The organism is Mucilaginibacter sp. Mucisp73, from assembly GCF_059491465.1.
On the sequence record NZ_CP168507.1, the window covers coordinates 911,253 to 937,968 of the forward strand.

Annotated in this window: 25 protein-coding genes; 16 read left to right on the plus strand and 9 right to left on the minus strand. The window is 45.6% G+C overall.

The genetic code is table 11. The annotated features are described in order from the left end of the window. Positions 1-34 precede the first annotated feature (34 nt). Positions 35-742, plus strand: a complete 708-nt coding sequence (locus tag ACEN82_RS04125; protein ID WP_413317876.1) for a hypothetical protein — start codon at positions 35-37, stop codon at positions 740-742. 194 nt (positions 743-936) lie between these two features. Here ACEN82_RS04125 and ACEN82_RS04130 read toward each other — a convergent pair whose 3' ends face one another. Continuing rightward, a complete protein-coding gene (locus ACEN82_RS04130; protein ID WP_413317878.1) occupies positions 937-1,632 on the minus strand; it encodes a ComF family protein in 696 nt (231 codons plus the stop codon). Between the two features lie 5 nt (positions 1,633-1,637). Then, positions 1,638-2,111: an Lrp/AsnC family transcriptional regulator gene (locus tag ACEN82_RS04135; RefSeq protein WP_413317880.1), complete on the minus strand. Its 474-nt coding sequence runs from the start codon at positions 2,109-2,111 to the stop codon at positions 1,638-1,640. A 555-nt stretch (positions 2,112-2,666) separates the two neighbouring features. Here ACEN82_RS04135 and ACEN82_RS04140 point away from each other — a divergent pair. The 5 genes from ACEN82_RS04140 (at position 2,667) to ACEN82_RS04160 (ending at position 6,330) form a co-directional block, all read left to right on the plus strand. Beyond that, positions 2,667-3,674, plus strand: a complete 1,008-nt coding sequence (locus ACEN82_RS04140) for an NAD-dependent epimerase/dehydratase family protein (RefSeq protein ID WP_413317882.1) — start codon at positions 2,667-2,669, stop codon at positions 3,672-3,674. Positions 3,675-3,680: 6 nt separating this feature from the next. After that, positions 3,681-4,535, plus strand: coding sequence for a sigma-70 family RNA polymerase sigma factor (locus tag ACEN82_RS04145; protein ID WP_413317884.1), 855 nt, complete (start codon positions 3,681-3,683; stop codon positions 4,533-4,535). Between the two features lie 49 nt (positions 4,536-4,584). Further along, positions 4,585-4,863, plus strand: coding sequence for an RNA recognition motif domain-containing protein (locus tag ACEN82_RS04150; protein WP_413317886.1), 279 nt, complete (start codon positions 4,585-4,587; stop codon positions 4,861-4,863). Positions 4,864-4,942: 79 nt separating this feature from the next. Further along, positions 4,943-5,509 carry an RNA polymerase sigma factor gene (locus tag ACEN82_RS04155; RefSeq protein ID WP_413317888.1) on the plus strand — a complete coding sequence of 189 codons (567 nt, stop codon included), beginning with the start codon at positions 4,943-4,945 and terminating at the stop codon, positions 5,507-5,509. 122 nt (positions 5,510-5,631) lie between these two features. Beyond that, complete coding sequence (locus ACEN82_RS04160; protein ID WP_413317890.1) at positions 5,632-6,330, plus strand: restriction endonuclease; 699 nt, start codon at positions 5,632-5,634, stop codon at positions 6,328-6,330. Positions 6,331-6,622: 292 nt separating this feature from the next. On the opposite strand, the gene ACEN82_RS04165 is transcribed toward ACEN82_RS04160, so the two are convergent. Then, positions 6,623-6,919 (minus strand): hypothetical protein, encoded by a 297-nt coding sequence (locus tag ACEN82_RS04165; RefSeq protein ID WP_413317892.1) that lies wholly within the window; start codon positions 6,917-6,919, stop codon positions 6,623-6,625. Between the two features lie 4 nt (positions 6,920-6,923). After that, positions 6,924-7,268 (minus strand): DUF5655 domain-containing protein, encoded by a 345-nt coding sequence (locus ACEN82_RS04170; RefSeq protein ID WP_413317894.1) that lies wholly within the window; start codon positions 7,266-7,268, stop codon positions 6,924-6,926. Positions 7,269-7,486: 218 nt separating this feature from the next. On the opposite strand from ACEN82_RS04170, the gene ACEN82_RS04175 reads away from it, so the two are divergent. From ACEN82_RS04175 to ACEN82_RS04205, 7 genes are all read left to right on the plus strand, one after another. Further along, on the plus strand, positions 7,487-8,635 hold the full coding sequence (locus ACEN82_RS04175; RefSeq protein WP_413317896.1) for a FecR family protein: 1,149 nt from the start codon (positions 7,487-7,489) through the stop codon (positions 8,633-8,635). Between the two features lie 273 nt (positions 8,636-8,908). After that, positions 8,909-12,187, plus strand: a complete 3,279-nt coding sequence (locus tag ACEN82_RS04180) for a SusC/RagA family TonB-linked outer membrane protein (RefSeq protein WP_413317898.1) — start codon at positions 8,909-8,911, stop codon at positions 12,185-12,187. A gap of 11 nt (positions 12,188-12,198) precedes the next feature. Next, positions 12,199-13,590, plus strand: a complete 1,392-nt coding sequence (locus tag ACEN82_RS04185; RefSeq protein ID WP_413317900.1) for a RagB/SusD family nutrient uptake outer membrane protein — start codon at positions 12,199-12,201, stop codon at positions 13,588-13,590. Between the two features lie 112 nt (positions 13,591-13,702). Then, the gene (locus ACEN82_RS04190; protein WP_413317902.1) at positions 13,703-16,219 is read left to right on the plus strand and encodes a zinc-dependent metalloprotease; all 2,517 of its coding nucleotides are present in this window, start codon (positions 13,703-13,705) and stop codon (positions 16,217-16,219) included. Beyond that, a complete protein-coding gene (locus ACEN82_RS04195; protein ID WP_413317904.1) occupies positions 16,180-17,571 on the plus strand; it encodes an alkaline phosphatase family protein in 1,392 nt (463 codons plus the stop codon). The genes ACEN82_RS04190 and ACEN82_RS04195 overlap by 40 nt, the downstream gene beginning before the upstream one ends. Before the next feature lie 158 nt (positions 17,572-17,729). Then, positions 17,730-17,909 (plus strand): hypothetical protein, encoded by a 180-nt coding sequence (locus ACEN82_RS04200; protein WP_413317906.1) that lies wholly within the window; start codon positions 17,730-17,732, stop codon positions 17,907-17,909. 300 nt (positions 17,910-18,209) lie between these two features. Continuing rightward, positions 18,210-18,779: an RNA polymerase sigma-70 factor gene (locus tag ACEN82_RS04205; protein WP_413317908.1), complete on the plus strand. Its 570-nt coding sequence runs from the start codon at positions 18,210-18,212 to the stop codon at positions 18,777-18,779. A 142-nt stretch (positions 18,780-18,921) separates the two neighbouring features. Here the strand turns inward: ACEN82_RS04205 and ACEN82_RS04210 are convergent, their stop codons facing one another. Next, complete coding sequence (locus tag ACEN82_RS04210) at positions 18,922-20,052, minus strand: WYL domain-containing protein (protein WP_413317910.1); 1,131 nt, start codon at positions 20,050-20,052, stop codon at positions 18,922-18,924. Between the two features lie 461 nt (positions 20,053-20,513). Here ACEN82_RS04210 and ACEN82_RS04215 point away from each other — a divergent pair, with 461 nt between their 5' ends. Next, positions 20,514-22,094 carry a reverse transcriptase domain-containing protein gene (locus ACEN82_RS04215; RefSeq protein WP_413317912.1) on the plus strand — a complete coding sequence of 527 codons (1,581 nt, stop codon included), beginning with the start codon at positions 20,514-20,516 and terminating at the stop codon, positions 22,092-22,094. A 123-nt stretch (positions 22,095-22,217) separates the two neighbouring features. On the opposite strand, the gene ACEN82_RS04220 is transcribed toward ACEN82_RS04215, so the two are convergent. Further along, the gene (locus ACEN82_RS04220) at positions 22,218-22,667 is read right to left on the minus strand and encodes a DUF1579 family protein (protein WP_413317914.1); all 450 of its coding nucleotides are present in this window, start codon (positions 22,665-22,667) and stop codon (positions 22,218-22,220) included. A 257-nt stretch (positions 22,668-22,924) separates the two neighbouring features. Between ACEN82_RS04220 and ACEN82_RS04225 the strand changes: the two genes are divergently transcribed. Next, positions 22,925-23,278 carry a hypothetical protein gene (locus tag ACEN82_RS04225; protein ID WP_413317916.1) on the plus strand — a complete coding sequence of 118 codons (354 nt, stop codon included), beginning with the start codon at positions 22,925-22,927 and terminating at the stop codon, positions 23,276-23,278. On the opposite strand, the gene ACEN82_RS04230 is transcribed toward ACEN82_RS04225, so the two are convergent. From ACEN82_RS04230 to ACEN82_RS04240, 3 genes are read right to left on the minus strand one after another with little or no spacing between them, the layout of a single operon-like run. Next, entirely contained in the window at positions 23,247-23,789 is a 543-nt protein-coding gene (locus ACEN82_RS04230) for a dihydrofolate reductase family protein (RefSeq protein WP_413317918.1), read from the minus strand. The genes ACEN82_RS04225 and ACEN82_RS04230 overlap by 32 nt on opposite strands. Positions 23,790-23,791: 2 nt before the next feature. After that, the gene (locus tag ACEN82_RS04235) at positions 23,792-24,907 is read right to left on the minus strand and encodes an alpha/beta hydrolase-fold protein (RefSeq protein WP_413317920.1); all 1,116 of its coding nucleotides are present in this window, start codon (positions 24,905-24,907) and stop codon (positions 23,792-23,794) included. Between the two features lie 52 nt (positions 24,908-24,959). Beyond that, the gene (locus ACEN82_RS04240; RefSeq protein ID WP_413317922.1) at positions 24,960-25,193 is read right to left on the minus strand and encodes an amidohydrolase family protein; all 234 of its coding nucleotides are present in this window, start codon (positions 25,191-25,193) and stop codon (positions 24,960-24,962) included. Positions 25,194-25,274: 81 nt separating this feature from the next. Between ACEN82_RS04240 and ACEN82_RS04245 the strand changes: the two genes are divergently transcribed. Further along, complete coding sequence (locus ACEN82_RS04245) at positions 25,275-26,513, plus strand: FecR family protein (RefSeq protein WP_413317924.1); 1,239 nt, start codon at positions 25,275-25,277, stop codon at positions 26,511-26,513. Positions 26,514-26,716: the final 203 nt, after the last annotated feature.

Genomic DNA, 26,716 nt, shown 5'->3' on the forward strand with positions numbered 1-26,716 from the left:
TGGTGATCAATACAGCCAGTTACAAGGCAATTAAATGAAGTATACTGAAGAAATTTTTGTACGGGCGTCACTTAATGTGATATTAACACAACCGGGTAGTTTGGTGCCTTGTGATTTCGGCACAGGCTGTATTGTCTTATACAAAGGAAGAAGCTTTTTTCTATCTGTCTCACATGTTACCAAAAAAGGACTAGATGTATATATTGAACCCAATCAGCCTCATGATGGTAAAACGAGCCCTATTATTCCCATAGGCGAAATTCTTTCATATAGTTATTTTGTAGCTGATGAGGACTTGGATGCGGATGCGTTAATAACTGCAATTGAGAGCGGCGGCGAGGAAATTGATTTTTCAGTTGCCGAAATTAAGGAGCCATTTGATTTATTGCAAAATGATATAGATTTTCAATCATTTCAAGTTGCCGGAGGGAATAAAATATTCCCGATGCTTGAAGATTTAGACGAACCGGATCACGAAAGCCAATATGGTTTTTTTGGGTATATAAACCAGGACATGAACGGAATATTTTTACAAAGACTTCCAGAAATTAAAGCGCCGTTAACCTACCACAGATTTGATGGAAATTTCTATATATTCAAGGCAAGAAAGCCAATTAAAAGCCGCGAGGAATATGCCGGCCTGAGCGGTGCTCCGATTTTTAACTATCAAGGTAGATTAGTGGGACTGGCCTGTGCCGTTAGGCCCAGGTACGAATATGGTTTATGGGTTTCCAATGTCTGAATGCAAAAATTTGATCGACCTCGCGATTGATACCAATCAGTTGTAATAGGTTTCTGAATAAATAACGGCAATGGGTAATAGAATTACAGGTCATTACGCTTTGAAACATGGGAAGCAAATGATATATATTCCAGTAGCAGGCTGATCGCAAGTGGACTGAAACTCCAATGTTGTTAGGTTCTCCGGCGGTAGGCCTAAATAGTCACATGCGTTTCGCTAAATTCATAATCAGTATCCAGCCATTTCCCGGGAGTATTATATTCTGATTCCGGCTCATGCAGCACGAAGCTTTCAGATGTTGTTTGCAGTATACGTTCCTGCTGTCTGGCAGTAGGGGTCCAGGCCAGCGCAAAGACCATGATCTCTGCTTTGGGAAAAGCTTTCAAAATAGGTGCTGCAATAGCACGCACGGTAGTGCCGGTGGTGACGATGTCGTCGATGATGAGTACCCGCGTTAAGTTTTCAAATGGCTCCGGGTTAAAGGCATAAATCCCGTCAAGTACGGCTTGCCGTTGCAAGATGCGCATGGTCTTGACTGGCAGTGCATGACGCTTTTTATAAATTACTTCAGGGTCATAATCCCAGCCAAAGACGGCGGCGAGCGATTGACCCAGCCGGTCTACGCTGCCCCGGCCCATGTCGCCGATCACCAGTTCCTGGCTGCTGAGCGCCCGTACGATCAATACGTAGTCCTCCATATCCAGCAGCTGCATCGTTTCGAGTGCCTCCATAATAAAATGCCGGACAGCCGCTTCCTCATATCGTTTAAAGTCAAGGATCATCTTTCGAACGCCCCCGATCTCTGCCTCTTTCGAAAAATAGTAATGGAGGTGATAGAAGCTAAAGAACTTCGTTTCCGAGTATCGCAGTCTTCTTTTCATCAGGTCCATCTTGCCTAGGATTTTTCCAGTCCGTAACGGGTTTCATGTTTAACCTCTGACATTACAAACGTGCTTTCCATGGTGGCAACGTCCGGAAGGTTAGAAAGCTGCTCCATCATCAGGTGGTTGTACTCGTCAAGATTTCCTATGACGATTTTCAGGATGAAATCGGAGTCGCCGCTCATGTGATAACATTCCATGATCTCATCCAGCTTCGCTACTTCTCTCATGAATGCTTTGAGGCTCTTTTGTGAGTGCTCTTTCAGCTTTACGGAAGTAAAGACCGTAACACCGCGGCCAATCTTTTTGGGGTTGAGGATCGTCGTATACCTCCTGATATATCCTTCATCTTGCAGGCGTTTTACCCGCACATAGGTCGGATTAGGTGAGCGATGGAGCAGGTGCGCCAATTGTTTGTTGGAAAGACGGGAATCTTCTTGCAGCAGGTTGAGTATACGTTTGTCAATGTCATCTAACACGTAAGCCATGAAATGTCGATTAAAGGGTTAAACTGAAATAACTGGGAGCTATTTGCACAAAATGCCGCGCGGGGCGGCTTCAACCCATTACCTGTGCCGTTATCGAATGTAACGACTTAGTGTAACTGGTGCAGAAGAGACTTGGTTAATTAATAATGCAAGTAAATGCAAATTCGGCTTTTATGCAAGTCTTTTTCAAGATTTATCAAAGGCATTTTAGAATGGTGATCATTTAATAGAGTTGCTTGGTGTATCAGATGCCATTACACGATTGGTAAGATAAAACAGTCTTATAATTACCATTTGCGCTGTTGTTTTATCATTATCATTCCTGTTTTACCAAAATAATAGGCTGCTATGGTTATTGAGTAGCCTGAATTCAATATTTACAGAAAAACAGGACATCAGTCCTGTCGAACCAATAAAACCGAAAGTTTTTTAATTAAGATAAGGCAGCTGCCATGTTGGCTGCGGGTGGTATCAGATCAGGGGGATAGTGCGCCTGCAATGTTTTGGGAAAAGCATGGCGCACCCCCTGGTTCTTAGCATATCAATAATATTTAAATGTCAATGCAAAAGGAAAAAATATTGATCACGGGAGCATGCGGCCAGATCGGCACGGAACTTACCCGCGAATTGCGGCTTTTATATGGCCAGGACCATGTTGTTGCAGCCGATATTCATATTCGTCCTCCGGGAATCAGCAATTATGTGCAGCTCGATGTTTTACAGGAAGAAATGCTTGACCTGGTTGTCAAAGAATGTGGTATCACGCAGATATATCATCTTGCCGCAATGTTGTCGGCGAAAGGGGAGAAAAACCTGGAGGCCGCCTGGAACCTCAATGTGCATAGCCTCTTATCGGTACTGAAAATCGCCGGCAAAAGAAGTTTAAGCAAAGTTTTTTGGCCAAGCAGCATCGCCGTGTTTGGTACCGGTTCTCCGCAATATAATTGCCCGCAGCAAGCGCCAACGGAACCTAAAACTGTTTATGGCATCAGCAAACGGGCGGGGGAGTACTGGTGTAATTATTACCACGAAAAATTTGGTGTAGACGTTCGAAGCCTTCGTTATCCCGGGCTGATCTCTTACACTGCGCAGCCGGGCGGCGGGACGACTGATTACGCGGTAGATATCTATCACCACGCCCTGACAAGCGGCGAGTATACTTGTTACCTGGCCGAAGACAGGTGCCTTCCGATGATGTACATGCAGGATGCTTTGCGCGCTACGATCGAGCTGATGGAAGCACCGGCGGAACGCTTAAGTGTCCGCACTTCTTATAACCTGGCCGGTTTAAGCTTTGCGCCGTGTGACCTGGCTGCCTCCATAAAAAAGCACATGCCTGGATTCAAAGTTGCGTATGAACCGGACTTTCGTGATACCATCGCTGCGGGATGGCCGGCAAGCATAGATGATGAGCAAAGCCGCCAGGATTGGGGTTGGAAGCCTTACTTCAATTTGGCAAGCATGACCGCGGATATGCTGAATCAGCTTGTTGTGCAGAAAGGTATCGCGTTACCGGTGGTTGCGGAAATTCCCGCTTATGAATTTTTCCCACACGAATCTTAACCCGGAATGATGCGTGACCTGATTATTACCCCCGCTATTACGGATAAACAGAATAAGTCGATTGAAAAGTATTTCAATGACATCAGCAAGGAAAAAATGATATCGCCTCAGGATGAAGTTTTGCTGGCACAAAAGATAAAACAGGGCGACCGTGCGGCGCTTAACCGGCTGGTTCGTGCCAATTTGCGTTTTGTTGTGTCCGTAGCGAAAAAATATCAGCACATGGGTATGTCCCTGGAAGATCTGATCAATGAAGGAAATTTGGGGCTTATCAAAGCCGCGCAGCGCTTTGATGAAACGCTGGGTTTCAAATTTATTTCATTTGCCGTGTGGTGGATCAGGCAAAGCATCATGCATGCACTTGCGGAGTATAAGCGTACCGTACGTTTGCCTACCAATCATATAAATCTGCTGACAAAAATAGGGCACAATGTAACTCAGCTCGAATCCCGGCTGGAACGCGCCCCGACCTCAACTGAGCTGGCAGAGTTGCTGCAAGTAGAACTTTATAAGGTAGAAGACGCCATCTTTTATTCCGGTCGTACAGTTAGCTATGATGCCCCCGTGAGCCCCGGAGATGATTATGCGCTGATCAATGTACTGGTATCCAATGAAGCTGCTGCAGACGATCTTATAGATGAGCTGAGTGCTCAGGACGAATTGGAAGAATTGTTCAGCGTGCTGTCAGGCATTGAGCGTGAGGTAATTGAGTACCGCTTTGGATTTAAAGGCGGCCGCGAACATTCCAATAGAGAGATCAGTGAATTGATGGGATTGTACCCTGAAATGATACGCCTGACCTTAAAAAGGGCAATGGCCAAGTTGAAACAACACAACCTGCATGAACCTACTTTAGTTTAAGTTTAGTTTAGTTGAATCGGCGCCGGTTATCCGGCGCCTTTTTTTATGTATGAAACTCTTTATCAATAACTTACCTTATGTTTTTTCAGAGAGCGACCTTCGTACGCTCCTGGAAAAGCATTGTACCATCATTTATTTGAAGATTATGATGGATCGTAAGGCGGGACAGAGCAGCGGCAGGGCGTTTGTACAGGTAGAGAACGACGTACAGGGAAGGTTCTTGATTGCCGCCCTAAACGGATTTAAAGTTAAAGGCCGCCCGATGTACGTATCCGAGGCCCACGAATTAAGCAGGGTACAGGCGATCAGGAAAGGCAGATCGGGTTGAGCCGTTTTTTCACCGTATTTTTTATAGTGAAAACACCTTTGTATCTTTATGTCAAATCAGTTAGCCATTTACAACCCCGATGCCGTCATTCGAGACATATTCAGATCAGGAACTGCTATCTCTTATGAGGGAGGGCAAAGAAACTGCGTTCCGGCTGATCTATGACCGTTATTGGGACAGGCTATACATCATAGCGCGTAAACGTTTGAACGATGCCATGGAGGCTGAAGAAGTTGTACAGGACATCTTCTGTAATTTATGGCGAAGGCGAAATTCCCTTAACCTGGTCAAAGGGTTCGATAACTATTTTTCGATTGCCGTAAAATATGAAGTCATCAATCGCATGGCAAAAATGGCCCGCGCCGCTGATTATCTGAAAGAGGCTGCATCCGGACTTTCTGAGCTTGACGAAGGTACTATTCAATTACTGGATTACCATCAGTTGCAGGAGCGGCTGAAGTTGACCCTGGCTAAACTTCCCGAAAAATGCCGTCTCGTATTCGTCTTGCAGCAGGAGCAGGGTTACACGCAGAAACAAATTGCCGAAGAGCTTAACATTTCGGAAAAGACAGTCGAAGCGCATTTGTCAAAGGCCCGCAAAACCTTGCGTGGGAGCTTTGGTAACCTTTACGGTTTATTCCTGTAACTGTATTTAAAGCAATAAGACTTTCAATATTTTTTCGAATTTTTAGCTTTATGATAAGATCAATCGCTAATGCTTTTGAAAATATTACGCAACGGCAATGAGCTGAAAATCAACCTTAATTTATGTCTGAGAAAAACGAGCTGGACTGGAAAGCATACGAATTCATTACACAATACATCTACGCGGCGCTTGGCGAAAAATATGGGATAAAGGTGATCGGGCATGGCCATAATTGTTTGGTCAAAGGCAAATCCGGGGCAACCTATCAGATCGATGTTTTGACGGAGCAGTCAGATGGCGCAACCATGCACCGGACAGCAATCGAATGCAAATTCCTGAAGAAAAAAGTCACCAATGATACCGTAATGAAGCTTAGGGGAATAATGGAGGATACAGGAATTGAAAGCGGCATCATCGTTTGTAAAACAGGATTTACGAGAGACACGCGCCTTTATGCAGAACATTACGGTATCAAATTGGTAGAGTTGAGGGAAGCCAGGCCGAATGATAAAGATTTTCAGAAAACCCTGGAGGTCGGCGTGTTGGAAACGCGCGTAAATTCGACCGTATCGCGTATAAACATGATAAGAATAGATTTTGGCACTAAAGTGATCACTGACGAACGCCACTTAATCGGTATGCACTATACCGTGCTGTATGATGCCTCTGGCAGGGAAATCCCATTTTCCAGATTTTTTACTGTATTTGCCGATGAACTCAGAAGCCGTGAGGAGCTGTTGAAGACCACTACCATTGATATTCCCACCGGCGGACAACTATATTGGCGACTGCCCGGAAATAATATAGCTATTGAAAGATAGCGATCACCGGATTTCTTTCAAAAATAGATCAGAGTTCAACCAGGTCTTTCCGGTTGACTGATCAGGTTTGGCTAATTATGAATGAACTTTTCGATAACAGGAAGCTGACCATGTCAAAGAGTGGCGGGATATGGAATCTGTCCTCAGAAGAATAAGCCAGGGCTCATTTAGCCGCAAGGACTTGGAAATTCTGCTGTAATCCAGTAGGTGATCCTTTAATATCATCAATTTTTGTGAATTTTCTTTTTTAATGAGACACTTTTTCCGTGTTTGATGAGACGGAACGATTTCACTAACCAGCAAAGATGCCGCAGACAATTCCACCGATTAGTCCAAGACCGATTATCGGGGCGTATTTTTTAGTGACCAACGCATCCGGTAAACTCAAAACAATTCCTATTAAAGCCCCTTTGAGCCAGCCATGCATAGGAAGTTGCATGTTAAAGATGATAAAGCCGATGGCGAAACGGCTGATAAAGGATGCCGTCATTGCAGCTGTTTTGTCCCCGAATTTCATGGCAAGCATCGGAAGGATAGATACTATGCCAAAGATGATACCGACGATGAGGCCTTTTGTAATATTGTTCATGTTACTACTTTTTCAGGTCATAAGCTTCCCGCAACCAACCCAGTAACTCATCATCCACTTCGCCAGGTGCATTGAGTTTGATCGTATGATGGAAACGGTTCGCCGAAGCTTGCTCGACTTTACTGACCCGTGTGCTATTTAACCGGTGGTTCAGGTGTACTTCCAGGTTGATCGCTTTTTTTTGCGTGTAAACACCGGCAAACCCAAAACGGTTGCCCAAATGGATGCTGGTCTTTTTAGGTTCTATTTTCACCGGGCCGAACTTGTGTAGCTCTTCGATCAGTTTTTCATAGATCTTTGCCACCACAGGTTCCCTGTTTTCCAGGTGGTTTAATTCACTGTATTCCATACTATTGAACGATCAACTACACAAACTTAATAAAAAGGAGTTGTAAACAATTGTGTTAATAATAGAGGTCAGCAATGTTCAACATCTTACTCTAACACTGTCTCATTAAAAGTGAAAAAAGTGTCTCATTAAAAAAGAAAATTCACAATTTTTAAATTTTTTTTAACGGGGACTAAGGGATAAGTGCGTCTCGCTTGGCTATGTAATAAAAGATCATCATGGCGAGCGGCTATAAATCCCGTCGGATGCTGCACCTGGCCCGCAAATGGCGCGAGGGCAGCATAACTGAAGCAGAAAAAAAAGAGTTCGACGAATGGTTCGATGCTTTCGATGATACGGAGCTCGAGATGGACTCAGCCGGAAATGAAGACATGTTGAAAGAACGGTTGTACGCCCGCATAAAAGAGCGCTCCGATTTAGAGGTAAAACAACCGGTTAGGCGTCTTTATACCCGTATTGTGGCGGCGGCCTCCATTCTGCTCATACTTTCTGCAGGAGGATATTTTGTTTTTAGGAAGCATGCAGCCCCTGTACAGATTGCCCAAAATAACACTAAAGAAATTACCCCCGGTATTAATAAAGCCACGCTGACATTATCCGATGGCCGGAAGATGGTTTTAACGGATGCGCAAAAAGGGACGATTGCCAGCCAGGGAAATACGCTTATAAAGAAGACAGAAGAAGGGAAAGTAGAGTATATTACTTCAGCTAATGGACCGGGTAGCGAAACACTATATAATACGCTTTCGACAAAACGTGCGGAACAATATAGCCTGACTTTACCTGACGGCTCAAAGGTCTGGCTTAATTCTGCTTCATCCATCCATTACCCGGTATCGTTTGCCGGCGCCGCCCGTACCGTTGAACTTACTGGTGAGGCTTATTTCGAAGTGGTCCATAATCCGGCACAGCCTTTCCGGGTGAAAGTTAACGGGGGTTTGATCGAAGACATCGGTACAGCCTTTAACGTGAATGCGTATGAGGATGAGCCCGTTATCACGACTACGCTCATCAGTGGTGCGGTCCGGGTTAATCATCAGAAACAGTCAGTATTACTAAAACCCTCACAAGCCGCCTTGTCAAACGCTGCTCTCATCACAGTTAAAGATGTGGATACAGAAGGCGCTGTTGCCTGGAGGAAGGGTTACTTCCTTTTTGATCATGAAGAGCTGCATAGTGTGATGCGCAAGATATCCCGCTGGTACAATGTCGATATCGAATACCCTAATGACCAGCAGGTATCCGAACGCTATTGGGGCAGCGTCAGCCGCTTCGTCAATGTTTCAGAGGTGCTAACCAAATTACAGCAAATTGGGCACGTCAAATTTAAAGTAGAAGGAAATAAAATCATTGTTCAAAACAACTGACAGCCTACTAATCTAAAAGACTATTGATAATCCTAAAATCCCAAAATATGAAGAAAGACAGTAAAGAAACTTAACGTAAAGAGGTGGGACTGGAAAAAGAAAGCGGAAGCGTTTGCGTCGCCCCCGCTCCATTATCCGGTTCACTTATCCGCCAGGCGGAAGAATAATTGCTTGAGACAAATCATTCACGTTTAACCAGACATTCAAATGTATAAAAAATTTACATGCCTTTTTTGTACCCCACCGGGCTACATTAATAAATTCTTGCTGACCATGAAACTAACCGTCATTTTCATCTTAGCAGCATTCCTGCAGGTCAGTGCGGCGACATATGCCCAAAAAGTAACCTACAAAAATACGAAGGCCACGCCCGAGCAGATATTCACTGAAATCCGGAAGCAGACAGGCTACAATATTTTAATCTCCAGTGAAAGCATCAGCAAAATCTCACCGCAGCGCGTCGACTTCAAAGGTGCAAGCCTGGATGAAGTACTGAGTAAGGTACTGGATCATTACCCGTTAACATACCTGATCGAAGAAAAGACCATATTGATCAAAGCAAAGGAACTATCCTTTCCCGAACGCCTGAAATCCGCGTTGTCAATTCCCCTGACAGTAACCGGTAATGTGGTGGACGAAACAAATAAGCCAATGGCTGGCGTTACTGTAAAACTGAAGGGCACAGCCACCGGAGCCGTATCGGATGCCAAAGGTAGCTTTTCAATAAGCGTCCCGGATGAAAACGCGATACTGACTTTTTCTTACATAGGTTACGAAACCCAGGAAGCTACTGCAAAAGATTTGCTTGGCGGCTTGCTGATAACCTTAAAAGCGACCAGCACAAATTTGAATGAGGTAGTAATAAATAAAGGATACTATTCAGAAAAACGGGCGCTATCCACCGGAAGCGTCGGCGTGGTCACAGCCAAAGAAATAGAGTCTCAACCAGTTCGGGACCCATTGCTGACTTTAGAAGGCCGTATTCCGGGACTCTTAGTAACTCAAATTAACGGTGTTTCGGGTTCATTAGTAAACGTGCAGATCCGCGGCAAAAACTCATTGTCGCAGGGATCCAACCCTTTATATATCATTGATGGCGTCCCTTATGCGCCGGGCAATAACGATTTCCACCAGGTGAATTCTGCGGCAGGTGTTGGTCTCGGGAGTAATAGCCCGGGAGGATTAAGCCCCTTTAATAGTATTAACCCTGCGGATATCGAAAGCATAGAAATTTTGCAGGACGCAGATGCAACTTCGATTTATGGAAGCAGGGGCGCAAACGGTGTGATACTCATAACGACAAAAAAAGGGAAGGCCGGAAAATTAAAATTCGATGCTACGGTCAATAGCGGCGCGAGCAGGATAACGCATTTCATGCCGATGATGAATACGCAGCAGTATCTGCAAATGCGAAACGAAGCATTTAAAAATGATGGCCAAACGCCAACAAAGCGCAATGCTTATGATATTCTCCGTTTTGATTCAACGAGCTATACGAACCTGGAGAAGCTCTTTATTGGCGGCACCGCTCACAATACAAATGCGCAGGTTTCGCTTTCCGGGGGCAGCGCCAATACCACATTTTTAGTAGGCGGAGGATATAACCGCCAGACAACCGTATTCCCTGGTGATTTTGCAGACGCACGTGGCTCCCTGCATGCCAGCTTTACCCAGTCATCAGCGGATAAGAAATTCAATCTTACCTTGTCAGCAATGTACTCTTCGGATGTAAATAAGCTGCCTATTAGTGATTTGACCTCCAACATATATCTGCCACCTACATTGCCTCCGCTGCACAATGCTTCCGGAGGATTGAATTTTTCCATCAACGGCTTAAACTTTATCAACCCGTTGGCCTACACGGAAGAACCATATACGGCTAAATCAGATAACCTCCTGAGCAATTTGATAATGTCCTACAGGTTTACGCCTAACCTGATTTTCAGAACAAGTTTGGGCTATAACACTTTTCAGGCGAATGAGACCGCTTTGACACCGATAAGCGCCCAAAATCCGACTCAGGATCCAACAGGCTCTTCCTCTTTTTCGAACAGCAATTTTCATAGCTGGATCGTTGAGCCGCAATTGGAATACAATATTTCTATCGGCAAAGGCGCATTAAAGCTGCTTGCAGGTGGTACCTGGCAGGATCAGACCTATAACTTTTTTGCTATCAGCGGTTATGGCTATACGGATGACGCGCTTATCCAGTCGATCGCAAGTGCCGCAACGACAAGTTCTGCAAATGGCAACAGCGATTACCGGTATCAGGCTATTTATGGCCGGCTGAATTACAACTGGGAAGACAAATATATCCTGAACCTCACCGGAAGGCGGGATGGCTCGAGCCGCTTTGGCCCCGGACGCCAGTTCGGTAATTTCGGCTCGGTCGGAGCAGCCTGGTTACTGTCAAATGAGGACTTTTTCAAAAAGATGTTTCCTTTTATCTCTTTTGGCAAGCTGAGAGGAAGCTATGGAACTACGGGTAATGACCAGATCGGTGATTACAAATACCTCCCGAGCTGGACGAATTCACAGCTGCCTTATAATGGCGCACCTGGGCTGATTCCGACCGGGCTCTATAATTCAAACTATGGTTGGGAAATAAACAAGAAACTGGAAGCGGCTCTAGAGCTAGGTTTCCTGAAAGACCGGGTATTGGTTTCCGCAGCGTGGTTCCGCAACAGGAGCAGCAATCAATTGATATTCTATGCTTTACCCGCACAAACTGGTTACGCCAGCGTGATTCAAAATTCCCCGGCGAAGATACAAAACAAAGGCTTGGAGTTCACTTTGACCACCAGGAATATCGTTAGTGAGGATTTTAACTGGACGACCTCTTTCAACCTGAGCAGCCAGCGGAATAAATTACTGGCATTTCCTAACCTGGCAACTTCAAGTTACGCCTCCACCTATGTTGTTGGACAGTCACTTTCCGTGTTGCAGCGCTACCACTCACTCGGCGTAGATCCGCAGACCGGTGCCTTTATCTTTCAGACAGCTTCCGGAACTTCATCATCACCGGATTTGAACACTGACTTGAAAGTTGTTGGGAATCTCGATCCAAGATATGGAGGAGGTTTAGGAAATAACATCTCTTACAAAAGCTGGCAGCTGGATTTCTTCCTGACGTTTACTAAGCAGCAGGGTTTGAATTACAAAAGTTTGATCAATCTATATGTTCCGGGTACTGCCCATAATCTGCCAACTGAGTTCCTGCAACGATGGCAGAAAGCCGGTGACAATGCACCTATTCAACAGTTTACCCAAAGCGGCGCAAACCCGGCTTATGCCGCAGCATCAAATTATTTTGTTTACTCCGATGGGATATACAGCGATGCTTCCTATATGAGGTTAAAGAATGTGATGTTATCCTATAGCTTTCCTAAAAATTGGCTAAAAAAAGCAGGCATAGCTAACATCCGTATTTATGCTATGGGGCAAAATCTGTTTACCATAACTAAATACAAGGGTAATGATCCGGAGACAATGAATTTTTACTCCCTTCCGCCATTGAAAACGATTACGGCGGGCATGCAGTTCACTTTTTAAAATCGCACAAAATGAAAACTAAAAATAATTATCATATAAGATATTGGGTGCTGATAAGCGGCTTATTGGTGTCTTTGGCTTCCTGTAAAAAATTCGTGGAAGTACCGCCTCCGATTAATCAGGAAGTAAGTTCGGTCGTGTTTAAAAATGACAAGTCCGCCACCGCCGCAGTTCTCGGCCTTTATAGCCAGATAATGCAGGGCAATGAATCTTTCTTAAACGGTTTGTTCAGCGTAAATGGAGGGCTGTCTGCTGATGAGTTGCTGTCCGGGCGCGGTGGCGATGACAATTTATTTGAACAAAACGGCCTGACCGCGGCCACCGGAAGCATTGACTCAAAATTTTGGGCGGCGCCTTATACCTATCTGTACCAGATCAATTTAACGATTGAGCAGTTGAATAGTTCGTCGGGCCTCAGCATTGCTGTAAAACAACAATTGCTGGGCGAAACGAAGTTCATGCGGGCATTATGCTATTTTTATCTGACCAATACATTCGGCGACGTACCGCTCGAAACCAGTTCGGATTATCATCTAAACCAGTCACTTCCGAGGGCGGCTTCCGCAAAAGTGTACGATCAGATATTGGCTGATCTGCATGACGCTCAGGTATTGCTGTCTCCTGATTATCAGGGTAGCGGACCGGTGAGACCCAACAAATGGTGCGCCACTGCACTATTAGCCAGGACTTATTTATACCAGAAAAAATGGGCGCAGGCAGATTCGGCCGCCACCGCCGTGATCGGCTCAGGAACTTACACCCTTGAACCCGACTTAAATAGCGTTTTCTTAGCAAACAGCACAGAAGCCATTCTCCAGTTTGTTCCTAACCAGCCTACCTGGAATTCTTCCGAGGGAGCGTCATTTCTCGGCCAGGGCACTTCAACACCTGAATATACCATAACGCCATTTTTGGCGAATGCCTTCGAAGCAGGAGATTTGCGGGAAGCCGACTGGCTGACTACGCTCAACGTAGATGGTACGGATTATAGAGTGCCTTTCAAATATAAGGTTGGTACGACGACAAACCCGCCGGCCGACGAATTCAATATGGTGCTGCGCTATGCTGAACAATTCCTGATCCGTGCCGAGGCTAAAGCCCAGGAAAACGATATACCCGGCGCACAGGCCGATCTGAACGCGATCCGGCAGCGTGCCGGCTTGGGGAACACCACTGCCGCAGATCAGGCATCTCTTCTGAATGCCATATTACACGAAAGGCAGGTAGAGTTCTTTGCCGAATGGGGCCACCGTTGGTTCGACCTCAAAAGAACGGATAAAGCCAATGCCGTACTGGGGGCCGAAAAGCCAACCTGGCCGTCCGACGGCCATGCGGCGTTATATCCTGTGCCGCTTAACCAGATAAAACAAAACCCTTTTTTAACACAAAACACGGGCTATTAGGCAGTAACAGGTTTCGAAAGGAAGTGCAGGAATATCCAGGTCCTGTGCTTCCTTCTATTTCAAAAACCGGATAGTTAAGCAGTATGGCTTACCTGTTCAACAAAAAAACTTAATGAAAAAGATCATCATCATGGCTGTGATTATTTTCACAGCGGCCACTGTCTTTGCCGTTCAGAATGAAAAAAAAGAGATCGGGAAACATAGCAAAGGGGAAAAGGATTCCCTGGAAAAAGTAAGTCAGGTAAAACCTTATGGCAAAGTGGTTACCGAAAATGCTGTCATTCAAAAGGGGCTCATCAATGTGATCCGGGTAGGAGATCGGTATTACTTCGAGCTGGTGCCTGCTTCATTGAATAAGGATATGTTATGGGTTACCCGTATATCCAAAGGAGCTGCCAATATACCCGATTATCCGGGGGATGAGATTACCAGGACGGTAGTGCGTTTTGAAAAAGGCCCGCACGATAAGTTGTTTCTTCGCAAAGCATTATTCATTGATTACGCGGCTGACACCACCGCTCTGATGCATCAGGCGGTGGTAAGGACTAACCTGATGCCGATTATCGAGGCATTTCCCATAGTTGCTTATCATATCGAATTGCAGTCGGTACTGATCGATGTTACGGATTTTATCGGATCGGATAATCAGTTATTCTCTCTGGACGGATATCAGAAGAATAAAGTTAACCTGACATCGCTTGAAAAGGATAAGAGTTATATCAGCGAAATATCCAGTTTTACCAAAAACGTCGAAATACTAGCGGTCAAAACTTACGGTTTTGCACGTAAGGCAGATGGTTTTACCATTAACAGCAGCACCACTTTTGAACTGAATACCTCAATTATCGAACTGCCGGATCAGCCAATGAGGCAGCGCTTCGAGGATATGAGGGTAGGGTATTTCGCTTCAGCGCAGCGGGATTACGATGCTAACAGAAATGGTATAAAGGAGCGCGCCTATATTCATCGCTGGAACCTCAGACCCAGGCAGGAGGATGTGGAGAAATATAACCGCGGTCAACTCGTTGAGCCTGAAAAGCAGATCGTTTTCTACATTGATCCTGCCACGCCTAAACAATGGGTGCCCTACCTGATACAAGGGGTAAATGACTGGAATCAGGCTTTTGAAAAGGCCGGGTTTAAGAATGCGATCGTCGGAAAAGTTGCTCCCACCAAAGAGGAAGATCCCGAATGGAATTTGTATGATGCCCGGCATTCAGCGATCATCTATAAAGCGTCCGATACCAAAAATGCGGCCGGATACAGCATTTCAGATCCCCGCACAGGTGAAATTTTGGAAAGCCATGTCAGCTGGTACCATAACATCATCCAGCTTATCCATGATCAGTACATGGTGTCCTGCGCCGCCGTTGATCCTCTTGCCAGGAATGCTGTCTTCCCGGACACGCTGATGGGTAAACTCATTCGCTATGCGATCAGTCACGAAATAGGTCACGCGCTGGGCTTAAGGCACAATATGGGTGCAAGCTCGACAGTTCCTACAGACAGCCTTCGAAATAAAAAATGGCTGCATAATAACGGCCTGTGTCCATCGGTGATGGATTATGCCCGCTTTAACTACGTCGCTCAGCCTGAAGACGACATTCCCGAAAATGACCTGATTGCGAGGATAGGAGCTTATGACAAGTGGGCAATCGAATGGGGTTACAAATGGTTGCCTCAATTCCAAAGCCCTGAAGATGAGGCGATTTATCTTCAAAAATATGCAACAGAGCGGTTAAAAGATAAACGGCTGTGGTATGGATCCGAAGAGTCTTTGGATCCAAGGTCACAGGCAAATAGTCTGGGCGATGACGTTATAAAATCAAGCCGATACGGGATTGCAAGCTTAAAACGCATGTTGCCGCAGCTTGACCAATGGACCAGACAAAGCGGTCGCGGTTATGAGTTGCTGAGCCAAAACTATGACCTGGTTAGAAACAAGTATTTCGACTATGTCAAGTTTGTAACCGATTTTATTGGCGGGACTTATGAAACCATAAGCCTCCCCGGCGAAAACAGGAATGTTTATAGGCCTGTTTCGTATGCCTATCAGAAGAAAGCAATGCAATTTTTGAGTGAGCAGCAGTTCAAACAGCCAACGTGGTTACTGGATACCACCATTCTTGCCCGCACAGGTCAGACGGCTTCCGGTATTTTGGGCGAGCTGAATCATAATATCTTAGGAGAATTACTTTCAAGTTCATTCAAGTTGGGTTGTCTCTATGCGAGGAATCAACTAAGCTTTAACGTGAAAACTTATACTGCCCTGGAATTGTTGGAGGATATCAAAAAGGATGTCTGGACCGAACTTTACAGCAAGGAAGCGATCGCGCCGTTTCGCAGAAACCAGCAGGAAACGTACCTGAAAGAAACAGTTGCCTTTTTGGCCGATGACCGAAAAGCATGGTCAGGTCTGATCCAGTTGCCTATTTCTGGCTTTACTCCGCTTTACAGCAACGACGTTTCGGAAATGCAGATCGGGCAATTGTTGGATATTCAAAAAATGATCCGGAAAAATATTCCGCTGGTGAAGGACCAGGCGACCAGGTATCACCTGATTTACTGCGACAACCAGATTAACCGCCTATGGAACACCGGGAAGGCATTGAAAACTGGGAAGCGATGAAAAAGGCAAGTTTATTAATTCTGTTTTGTTCCCTGTTAGGTGAATTTGCTTTTTCACAGAAGGCGAAGCATGTGGTACTGATCTCGATAGATGGCCTCCGGCCGGAAATGTACCTCGATAGCATTTGGCCGGCTCCGAATCTGCGCGCTCTGAAGAAGAGCGGAACTTATGCAGAGCACATGCTCAGCGTGTTTCCCAGTTTCACCTACCCGGCACACACGGCTATGCTCACAGGCGCCCTTCCGGCAAGGTCAGGTATATATTTTAACCAGCCAAAGAATGGCCATGGCGAGTGGAATTGGTTTATGAAAGATGTCCGGGTGCCGACGCTCTGGCAGGTACTTAATGCTCATATGCTAACTACCGCAGCGATCGAATGGCCGGTTAGCGTTGGGGCTGGGATCACCTGGAATATCCCTGAGATATGGTCTGATAAATATCCGGATCGTATTACTGAATCGCGTAAATACGCTACTCCCGGACTCATAGATGAGATCGAAAAGAATACGACCGGCAGGCTCGACAGCAATAACATGAATGAGGACCGGTTCAGCATGGATGCCAATTCTGCAAGAATGGCGGCCTACATCTTTAAAACGTATCACCCTGCCCTGTTAACCGTGCATTTCGCGGAAGTGGACGGCGCCCAACATGAATTCGGCAGGGACGCCGACAGCGTCCGCCTGGCTGTGGCAGCGGTGGACAGAGCGGTTGGGGATATTCTGGAGACTGTTCGGCACAGCCCCTCGAAAGATAGTACCGCGGTCATCATAGTGGGCGATCATGGCTTCAGTACCATCCACACGGTGTTCCGTCCGAACATCCTGATTAGCGATGTTCCCGCCGGTTTTACTGCCGCCGGGGGATCAGCATTTTTATATCGCAAGCTTGACGCGGGCACAAGGCAAAACGCCGCTATCGTCAGATCGGTAACCGAAGCCCTGAACAAACTTCCGCCTGACCGTCGGCGGCTGTTCCGCATCATAGACCGCAGTGAGCTGGATCGGATGGGTGCCGATTCAGCGGCATTACTGGCATTGGCTGCTAACCCCGGAATCGTTTTTAGCGGATCGGTATCGCCGTCAAAGATGACTGGCCAGGGACCTGGAACTACCATACAAAATAATCCCCTGGAAGGTGTCTTTTTTTCCTACCATGGAGGGCATCATGGCTATGATCCCAACACACTTGAAATGTATACCGGTTTCATCGCGTCGGGTGCGGGAATTGTAAAAAAGGGACATATCAAAGAATTAAGGGTGACGGATATCGCTCCCCTGGTCGCTGCCCTGCTGGGCGTTGAGTTCAGGACGCCGGATGGCCGGCTGGTGCCTGGTATTTTGCAGGAATAACAATACTGCCGGCTGCTGCGCCCGGCTAATAAAAATTTAACCTGGCATTAGTCCTATGAGGCACTGAAATGACTCTTTAGGCAGGGTAATTAGGTTCAACAGAATAATGCCGCGGTATGCTGGCGGCAATGGTTTAAGATTTTAATAAATGCATTGATTTGGACGATTATTTTTTCATCGGGATGGGCATAGTTTTCGCCCTGTTAGTCACCGTCATTTTTATCATGGTGCGTAACCGGATCAGGGGACGTGATGAATTGGAGGGCCTTCTTCCCTCCAGTCCCAAAGTGAAAAAAATCGAAGACAAGGATGAAAAAAGAGTAGAGGATGGTGAATAACCTCGGTTAAAGGGGAAGCTAAGCGGTGGATTGGCAGCTCTGATGGTCAATCGCGCATTGACAAATTAGAATAACATAAATAAGCTATATAACGCCTGGTTAAATCAGGCGCGAAAAAAATACCCTCCGATAAGAGTAAGGAGGTTGGATGGGCGGCAACTCTTTGTTCTTTTTAGTTTTTTCATTTTGCGAAAAATGAGATTTAGTTAATTAATGCGAACGCCCCCGCATCCGGGGGGCGTTTTAGCTGTTTTATAGTGGGGCGTAATTTTCTGTATCATGGCTTTAAGGAGTAAATTTATGTTAACAGAGCAACCGGTTCGGCCAATGTATGTAGTCAGGGATAATTTTGATGATATCTTCCGGACCTATAAGGACAGGATATACCGCTATGTGGTGGTGATCGTAAAGTCCGGTGAAGTTGCTGAGGAACTCACTCAGGAGATACTGATCAAAATATGGCTATGCCGCGACTTGCTGAACCATGTCGATAATCTCGACGCTTATATCTACACTATCGCCAGGAATAGGGCGCTCAATCATTTACGAAAGGCTGCTCACGATATGCGCCTGTTAATTGAGCTGAAAGGCTCCATGCAGCCCGAACAGAACAATATAGACGACCGCATCATAGCCAACGATTATGATGTGATGGTTAACCAGGCGCTGAACAATTTGTCTCCTCAGCGCCGTAAAGTATATGAATTAAGCAGGGTGGAGGGGCTCAACCATGAGGAAATTGCCTCGCGCCTCAATCTCTCAAAAAATACGGTTAAGAATCACATGGTGGAAGCGCTGAAACATATCCGCGCTTACCTCCAAAAAAATGGGGGAGCGGCATTACTACTAACCGCATATATGTTGTCATAAAGTGGGCTAAGTTCTCTCACTAAAGCTCGCGAGTTAACTTCCTTTGAATAATTAATTTCGTTTTTAATGCTTTTATAACGGCAGGTGCTAAAATTCCCTCGAACGCTAACCGATATCGCGCATAGCGTTAATACAAAAATTATCAGGCTTTATAGTTTAAATTTAAAAGCTGGGCACTTTGGATTCGGTCTACCCTGAATGTTCTTTTATCCATGCGTAAAAGACAATCGGCGATCATATAGGTAACCTCTTCCTTATTTTCCTTTACGGTAACCAACAGCATCTTTTTAACAGTCCTATACGTTAGTTGGTCATTTCGATTTAAATAGTTGATGCGTAAATAACAACGTTCATTAATCGCGCCATTGATCAGATCAGTTATCTCTTTCATAATAAATGAAGATGTCGCGGAATTTGGGTCGTTTAGGATGTCAAATTTGGGTGCTTCAATGGCAACTGGCTTTGCTATATTTTTGATCTTGGTGGACGAATTTAATTCAAATTCTTCAATCCTGTTTGAGAGATAGTCAAACCCCCGCAAAAAATAGTAGCCGCCCCTGTAAGCTATACTTTTCGGCTTGACGAGCGTTGTGTTGCCTGGTATGCCTATTTTGATATAACCTGATCGTTCAATAATTTTTTGAAGACTGGAAAGCCGCTTGTCAGGGATTTTTTCTATCAGAGTGAGTGCTTCCATAGGTAAAACATGTTCGCTAACGCTATGGTTCGCCGGGTCAAAATAAGTTACTCTCACTGCCGAGATAGGAATTTCCCTGATGATACTTTCTTTGTTTTTTAATGGGTGTTTAGTCGTATATGGCTCAAGACTAACAAATTGGAGTACTGGCGGCAGGAAAGACAATAACGCATTTATAGTTGTATTTGCGTTGCCGCTTCCTGAACTGTCGTCATAACTCAGTATAGATTTTTTTTTGCCCATCTCCAGTGGGACAGTTTTCAAATTTAATCTCGTTCCCCTTTCGAGCACCTCAATATCTGCTGCTGACGTTTTTTGAATTAGTTTTAGTTGATCTTCATAAATTTCGGATATTTCAAACTTATAAGATTTTGTCGAGAACCACAGGCAGTCATATTTATATGTCTCATGTTTGACGTTATCAATTTTATAACTGGATTTTGAAATTTCAATCACGACCATCAATGGAGATAATGCCAAATGATCACCGCTGATGATTACTGAAGTGTTTTCTGAGAGGTACGGATGTGAATTCAGTGCGACAATATCGCCAATGCTAAAAACTTTAGATTCCATGCATAAACCTAACAAAATATTGCAATAACATTGTTATATTTGTTAGCCTTGTAGCGTGAAGGGGGATACGACATTTAGTTAGGCTATAAAATTTTCCGGATGTATATTTAATATGCTATTCACCGGGGGATTGACTGATTATCTGAAATAGGGTAACAGGTAAGCGATTGCCATGTATACCGGTTAGTTGAGCCATAATAGCCTTCATACATTCAACTGCTCGCGCGAGCAATTGAACCAGTGAAGTAACTATGTGATGCTCGATAACGCTGATACAGCATATCACTAATATACGGATAAATATGTTAATAAGCAATGACATTCCAGTTGTTGTTAAGTTATATATCAATACGTGTATCACATTGAAAAATTACGTGACTCATTCGTTGGGTACTGGCCTTACATCGTAAGAGAAGTTATGTTTATCCAATAACCCGTTACGCACGCTACAAGGCTTTTTTATGATCCCCCCATTTGATCAACGTCCGGAATGGTTTAAGGGCCGTGGTTATTTACATATCACTCCCAAAATAAATATTCGCAAAAATTACTTCGAGTTGTACGCGCTGTTGAATGATCCGTCTTTCATTGCAAAACATGCGTTCTTTCCGCTAATTCACGCGGTGATCAAAGAAAGAAAATACAAAAAGATACCCAATGGTGAGGGCCGCGCCCATTCTTTTATCAAGGACGGCGAACACCTCCGTTCTGAAAAAATCCGGCCGCTTCATTATGCTACACATATTGACGCGTTGATTTTTAGTTGCTATGCTGCTCGGCTTTCAGAACTTTACGAAGAGCAGCTGTCGGCTGATAAGAACTTAAATGACTGCGTCATTGCATATCGCAAAATACCGGTAGAAGACCCTGACGGGGAAAACTTGGAAGAGGTCGGTAAAAGCACGATTCATTTCGCCTATGAAGCTTTTGAGGAGATTAAACATAGGAGCCAGGGCAGTAGCTGCGCGGTTTTAATGTTTGATATTAAAAGCTTTTTTAGTGAATTAGATCATCAGCAATTGAAGGAAGCTTGGTGTGATTTGCGCGGTGTAAATAGGCTGTTTCCGGCTGACTTTAACGTTTTCAGGGCAGCCACCGATTTCAGGTACATTTTACGGGATGAATTGCGCACCGGTATTAGAAAGTACGGAAAGAGAAATGGTTTCGATGAAGCTAAATTATCGGATATAAGAAAACATTACGGCAAAGAGGCTTTCTTTTCATCAGTAGAGGATTTCAAAAGTGCTTTGGAACAAAAAAAGCTAAAGGTCTACAAACATCCGTTTACTAAAAAAAGACAGCCAGTTGGCATACCCCAGGGATTACCCATCAGCGCAGTCCTCGCCAACCTGTATTTGCTAAACTTCGATAAAAAGGTCTTGGAAGTGGTGGTAGATACTTATAAAGGATTCTACCGCCGATATTCTGATGATATTATGATAATATGTAAACCGGAAGATGCTGCTGTCATTGAAAAGTTTATTCTCGCCGAAATAAAGAAAAGTAAGATCGAAATTAGCCCCGGCAAGACGGAAAAGTTCCGGTTCGAATATCAGCAAATCAGTCCGCGGATTAATAGACTTACATCAACGTTGGTCAAAAAAAATAAGGAAGAGGTGCCAGGAAAGCCTTTGACCTATTTAGGTTTTGAATTTTATGGGTATAAAACACTCATTAAGTCCGCAAATGTCGCTAAATTTTATCGGAGAATGATCTATGCCGTTAGAAAACATGCGCATAGAGCTAATCAAAACTACAGCGGTGCCAACCCTGCAATATATATAAGGCAATTAAAAAAATTATATTCCGATGCGGACCTCAGGCGGGAGAAAAAGAAGCCGGAATTTAAGGTGTTACGAAAAAATGAGAAAGGCTATTTCAGCTTTCAGAAGATTGAATCTAAGTCAGATCCGAGGTCACGTACAAATTACTTCTCCTATTCAGCACGAGCCAGTAAAATTATGAACGAATCGAAGATGTCTGATCAGCTAAAAAGACATCGTAGTGTGTTTCATGCAGCAATGCACAAACATTTGAAATAATGCTCCAGCGCTTTTGAAGTGCAGTTTTTTGTTAGTTATTATTTGATATTGGAATTATGTTGTTAAAGGATGAAGTTCAGTGATCGTTGATGTCGCGTGTCTGCCATTGCCATTTTGATGCTATCAGGCTTTTTTATAAGTGAGTTGAAAGTCGTGCTCCCAGTTTTGACCATCGACGGACTTCTCCCAACATCCCGAGATGATGGTGTGATCCTGGTTGAGCTCGCCTGTAAAGCGTTGCATAAATTGCGGTCCGTTACGCCATAGTTTCCAGAGGCTATTTTCAAAACTCATTTCATATACCCGGGAAGATTGCTGATCATCCATATATAAGACGGTATAATGTTGCGCGTCTCTGTCATGACCAATCAACCATATCGCCCAGGGCGTTCCCTGATTTTTTCCGCCCTGCCGGAAAATTAAAAATTCACCGTCTTCAAACCATTCAAAGGATGCGCTTGCCTTGATAATTGCATTTTTATCCGGTAAGAAAGATGCGTTGGATATTTCCATTTCCCAGGTGCCGGTCAATTGCTTTAACGCATGTAAAGCAGGATTGCTGTTATTTTTCATTGGACGATATTTGATATGATTGTATATACAAAGATCGGAACGAATGTAGCCTCAGGTGAGGTGCAAATGCGACTATTTTAGGGGGATATAAGTCAAGAGTATTATGAACATGGCAACGCCCCAAATCCCCGCCGACTTGTTTTTTCAACACCTTTAAAACCATAATAAGCGTAATCTGAGGTATGAAAAAGTATATTATCGAGCACAACATCAGCAACTAACGGGGTATCCGAAACTGGAAAATATTATCTTTGGATATGATCCGGAAAATTTCAGCAGTGATCGCAGGTTATTTGGTGTTTGCCGTCAGCGCGGGCATCTGGTTCCCGCTGATGGGCTACAAGCCGCACGCACCCGCGCCGGCAGCGTTTATGCTGGAAACGCTGGCTTACGGCGTATGCTTTAGCCTGCTGGCCGGCTTTGTAACCAAAGCCATTGGCAAATCCTTCTTCTTAAATTATGTACTTGCGGCCATTATATTCCTGGGCGCGGTTTTGTCGTTGTTATTTTCCGACGGCAGTCACTGGACGCAACTGACGACCCTGCTGGTCTTTGCCCCTTGCGCCTTGCTCGGCGGAGTTATTCGTTTTTCCGGTAATGCAAAGCAATAACGCCGGACTGAAAGATTTTCGTTGCTTTCAGGCTGAAAGTGGTTTTTAGGCTAACACCTTCAAACAAGTGTTTACCGTCCCCGACCAATACCGGATGAACCACCAGACGCAGTTCATCGATCAGCCCCGCATTGAGCATTTGCGGCAGCAAGCTCGTACTGCTGAAAGCGATGATTTTGCCGGCTTGCTGTTTAAGTTCTTTGAGCAAACCTTCGGGGTCTTCCCGGACGATCCGGGCCCCGGCGGTTTCCAGGGTGCGCGACAACACAATTTTGGGTATGGGCGTCATCGCTTCGGCAAAGGCGACATCTTCGGGGCTGCCGTTTTTGCTTTTGGCCATCTCGGGCCAGAAGGGTACCATAAGCTCATAGGTTTTGCGACCGTAGACGATTACGCCGGTTTCCTGCATCAGTTCGGTAAAATAGCGCATCAGTTCCGCATCGGGCGCCGCGAAGGTATGATCAAAGCAGCCGTCCAGGCTGATATTGATCGCGAAGAGTACTTTTCTCATGGTTAAGGCTTGATATGTTCCAGTTTTTCCAGCATTTGTTTGCCGTTATCGTTATGCGGGTTTAGTTCCAGGGACCTTTTATAATTACGGATTGCATCGGGCTTGTTGCCTGCGGCCATAAAGGCTTCACCCAGGCTGTCATAGGCGTTAGCGGAACCTGGATGGCGCCGGGCATTCTCCGCGAAGATCGCGATGGCATTACCGGACCTTTTGAAGCCTAATTCGTAATAACCGCAACTGTTCAGAAAGTCCTCTGTAGGGGTGATGGTATAGCCAAAATCCGCCGAAAGTTTTTCAAAATGCTTGACCAAACCGGGCTGGGTGAGGACCTGTTTACCGTAAAAGTCAATGAACCAGTCCCGGTAAATAAATTTAAGGCCGTCAAACAAGGTTTTATACGGGACCGTGAAATGATTTTCGCCGGGGTAGTTCGCATGCGCATACTTAAACCAGGCAGGTGCATGTTGCTTAAGCTCTTTCAGCAGGGCGTCCACGGCTGCGGTATTTTCATTACCGATGCCAACAAACATTTGGCCGTTATGCGGGTGGCTGCCGCTAAAGCATGCCCCGATATGTTGAAGCAGCTCAGGATTGGTGACCGGGCTGGTCAAAATAGTCGCGGAAAAAAGTGCGGGCTTGGTTTCCTTTGTAGATAACGCTACGAGCCCGGCGAGCGAATGAGCCGCCAGGATTCGGTAGGGCTGGACACGGTAATGCGCGTCCACGTAGGCGACGACCTCTTCTTCAAGGTAACGCGAAAAACGGCTTCGACCTGCATCGGGTGAAAAATCACGCTGCCGGTCCACATTGACGATACCCACTACGATCATTTCCGGTATCCGGTTGCGGTCATGCCCCGCCAGGAAATCCGCCATCCGCGCGCCATAATCAAAATGACTATCGCCGTCCAGCAGGTATAACACCGGGTAGGTATTGTCGGTCGTATAGTAATCCGCGGGTAAATGGATCCAAACCGTTCTGTTCTCCGGCATGATCCTGGACGATATATTTATTGCTGTATCATTCCGCACCGGTAACGGATCATTCTGCGCTTGGGTTTCGAATGAAAGGCACAACAAAAGCCCTAAAACCTGAAAGATCCGGCTGCAAGTCTTCATAATGTTTTAATTGGTTTAACGTTACAAACTTAGACATTCGTCTGATGGTTTGTTATTTATTAAATGACGCCCTGGATGCCAGGGTTGAAAGCTTAGCCCTGGCCTTTTTTTTGTCGACCTCACTAAGCGCCGTAGCTTCAAAAAAATTGCGTGCATCCCGTCCCGGCCGGTACTGGCAAGGATAGTCGGCAGAAAAAAGGATACGATTTGTCCCGATGATCTCCACGGAACGCCGCAGGTAAGCCTGGCTGATCACAATCAAAATAAACTCAAAAATTTTTTTCACTCCCCATTAGTCCTTCCCTCATCCCCGCGTGTCATTAGCTAAAAGGCAGAAGATTTAACTTCTCCTTAACGCTTAATAAACATGTCACCCTTACAACGGATGCATCATTTATTTCAAAAATTCCTGGACAATAATTGCAGTCCGCAGGAGGTGGAAGAGCTGGTTAACCTGCTTCGCGAGGCAGGCGAAGATGAACTGGACGCACCCATGAAAGCTTTATGGGAGCAAACAGGCGGCGGGCAGCCGGTCGAAACCATCGATTGGACCCGTATGTATAAGGAAATCACAGCAATCGATACGGAAATTGAATCGGCTCGTAAACCTGTCCGCCGCCTATGGCCCCGCATCGCCGCCGCTGCTTCGATCATCCTGGCGCTATCAGCCGGAGGCTATTTCTTATTGCATAAAACTGACCGCTCACCACTAACTGCTCAAAACTCCAAAAATGATATAGCCCCTGGCCACGAACAGGCGACGCTGACGCTCGCCAATGGCCAAAAGATCATTTTGCGCAAGGGCCTCTCAGGCGTCCTGGCACAACAAGGTAGAACTACTGTTCAGGCCGGCGCCGATGCAATAACTTATAAGAATTCAAAAGTCTCTGCGCTTACCAGCGGAGGAGATTTAGAGTGGGCCAACACCCTAACCACCGCCCGCGGCGAGCAATCACCTTATCCGCTGGTACTGGCCGACGGCACGAAGGTCTGGTTGAATGCCGAATCCTCGCTCACATTCCCCGCCGACTTCAAGGGAATTAACCGTACCGTTAAGGTAACAGGGGAGGCTTACTTCGAGGTAGTTCACAACGCCGCGAAACCCTTCCGTGTGATTGCCGGCAATAAAACCATTGAAGATATTGGCACAGCGTTCGATGTCAAGGCGTACAGCGACGAACCGGATTTTAAAACAACAGTTTTGCAGGGTGCGGTCAAATTAACCTCGAAAAGTTCCTCTTCCTCGGAGAGGACGGGAGGAGAGGTGATGCTCCAACCCGGCCAGCAGGCCATCATCAAAAACTCCCTCTCCCTTGGAGAGAGCCGGGGTGAGGCGAAGATCATCACCGTCGACCCACAATCCGCCATTGCCTGGAAGAACGGCCAGTTCCGCCTCGACGAGCAGCGCCTCGACGAGATCATGCGCCAGGCCGCACGCTGGTATAATGTCGATGTCGTGTACCAGGATGAGTCGCTCAAATCCGAGGCATTTGGCGGGGTGACCGCCCGCTATGCCAGCGTATCGCAGCTATTGCGCGCGCTCGAACTGACGAACCAGGTGCAGTTTAAGATCGAAGGCCGCAAAATCACAGTAATGAAGAAATAATTTTTAGACCCTGACTACTAACCCTAAGCAATTTGAACATGAAAACAGCAGAAAGATCACCGTAAAATGAAATGGATGGCTTAAGCAGCTTACAGTCCTCCGGACAGAAAGCCGTTAAAAAAGGAAGGTCAGGAATACTTGCAATATCCCTGACCAGTGATCCTTTAAGCCAAACGACTGTGTGACAACCATTTTTACTTAAC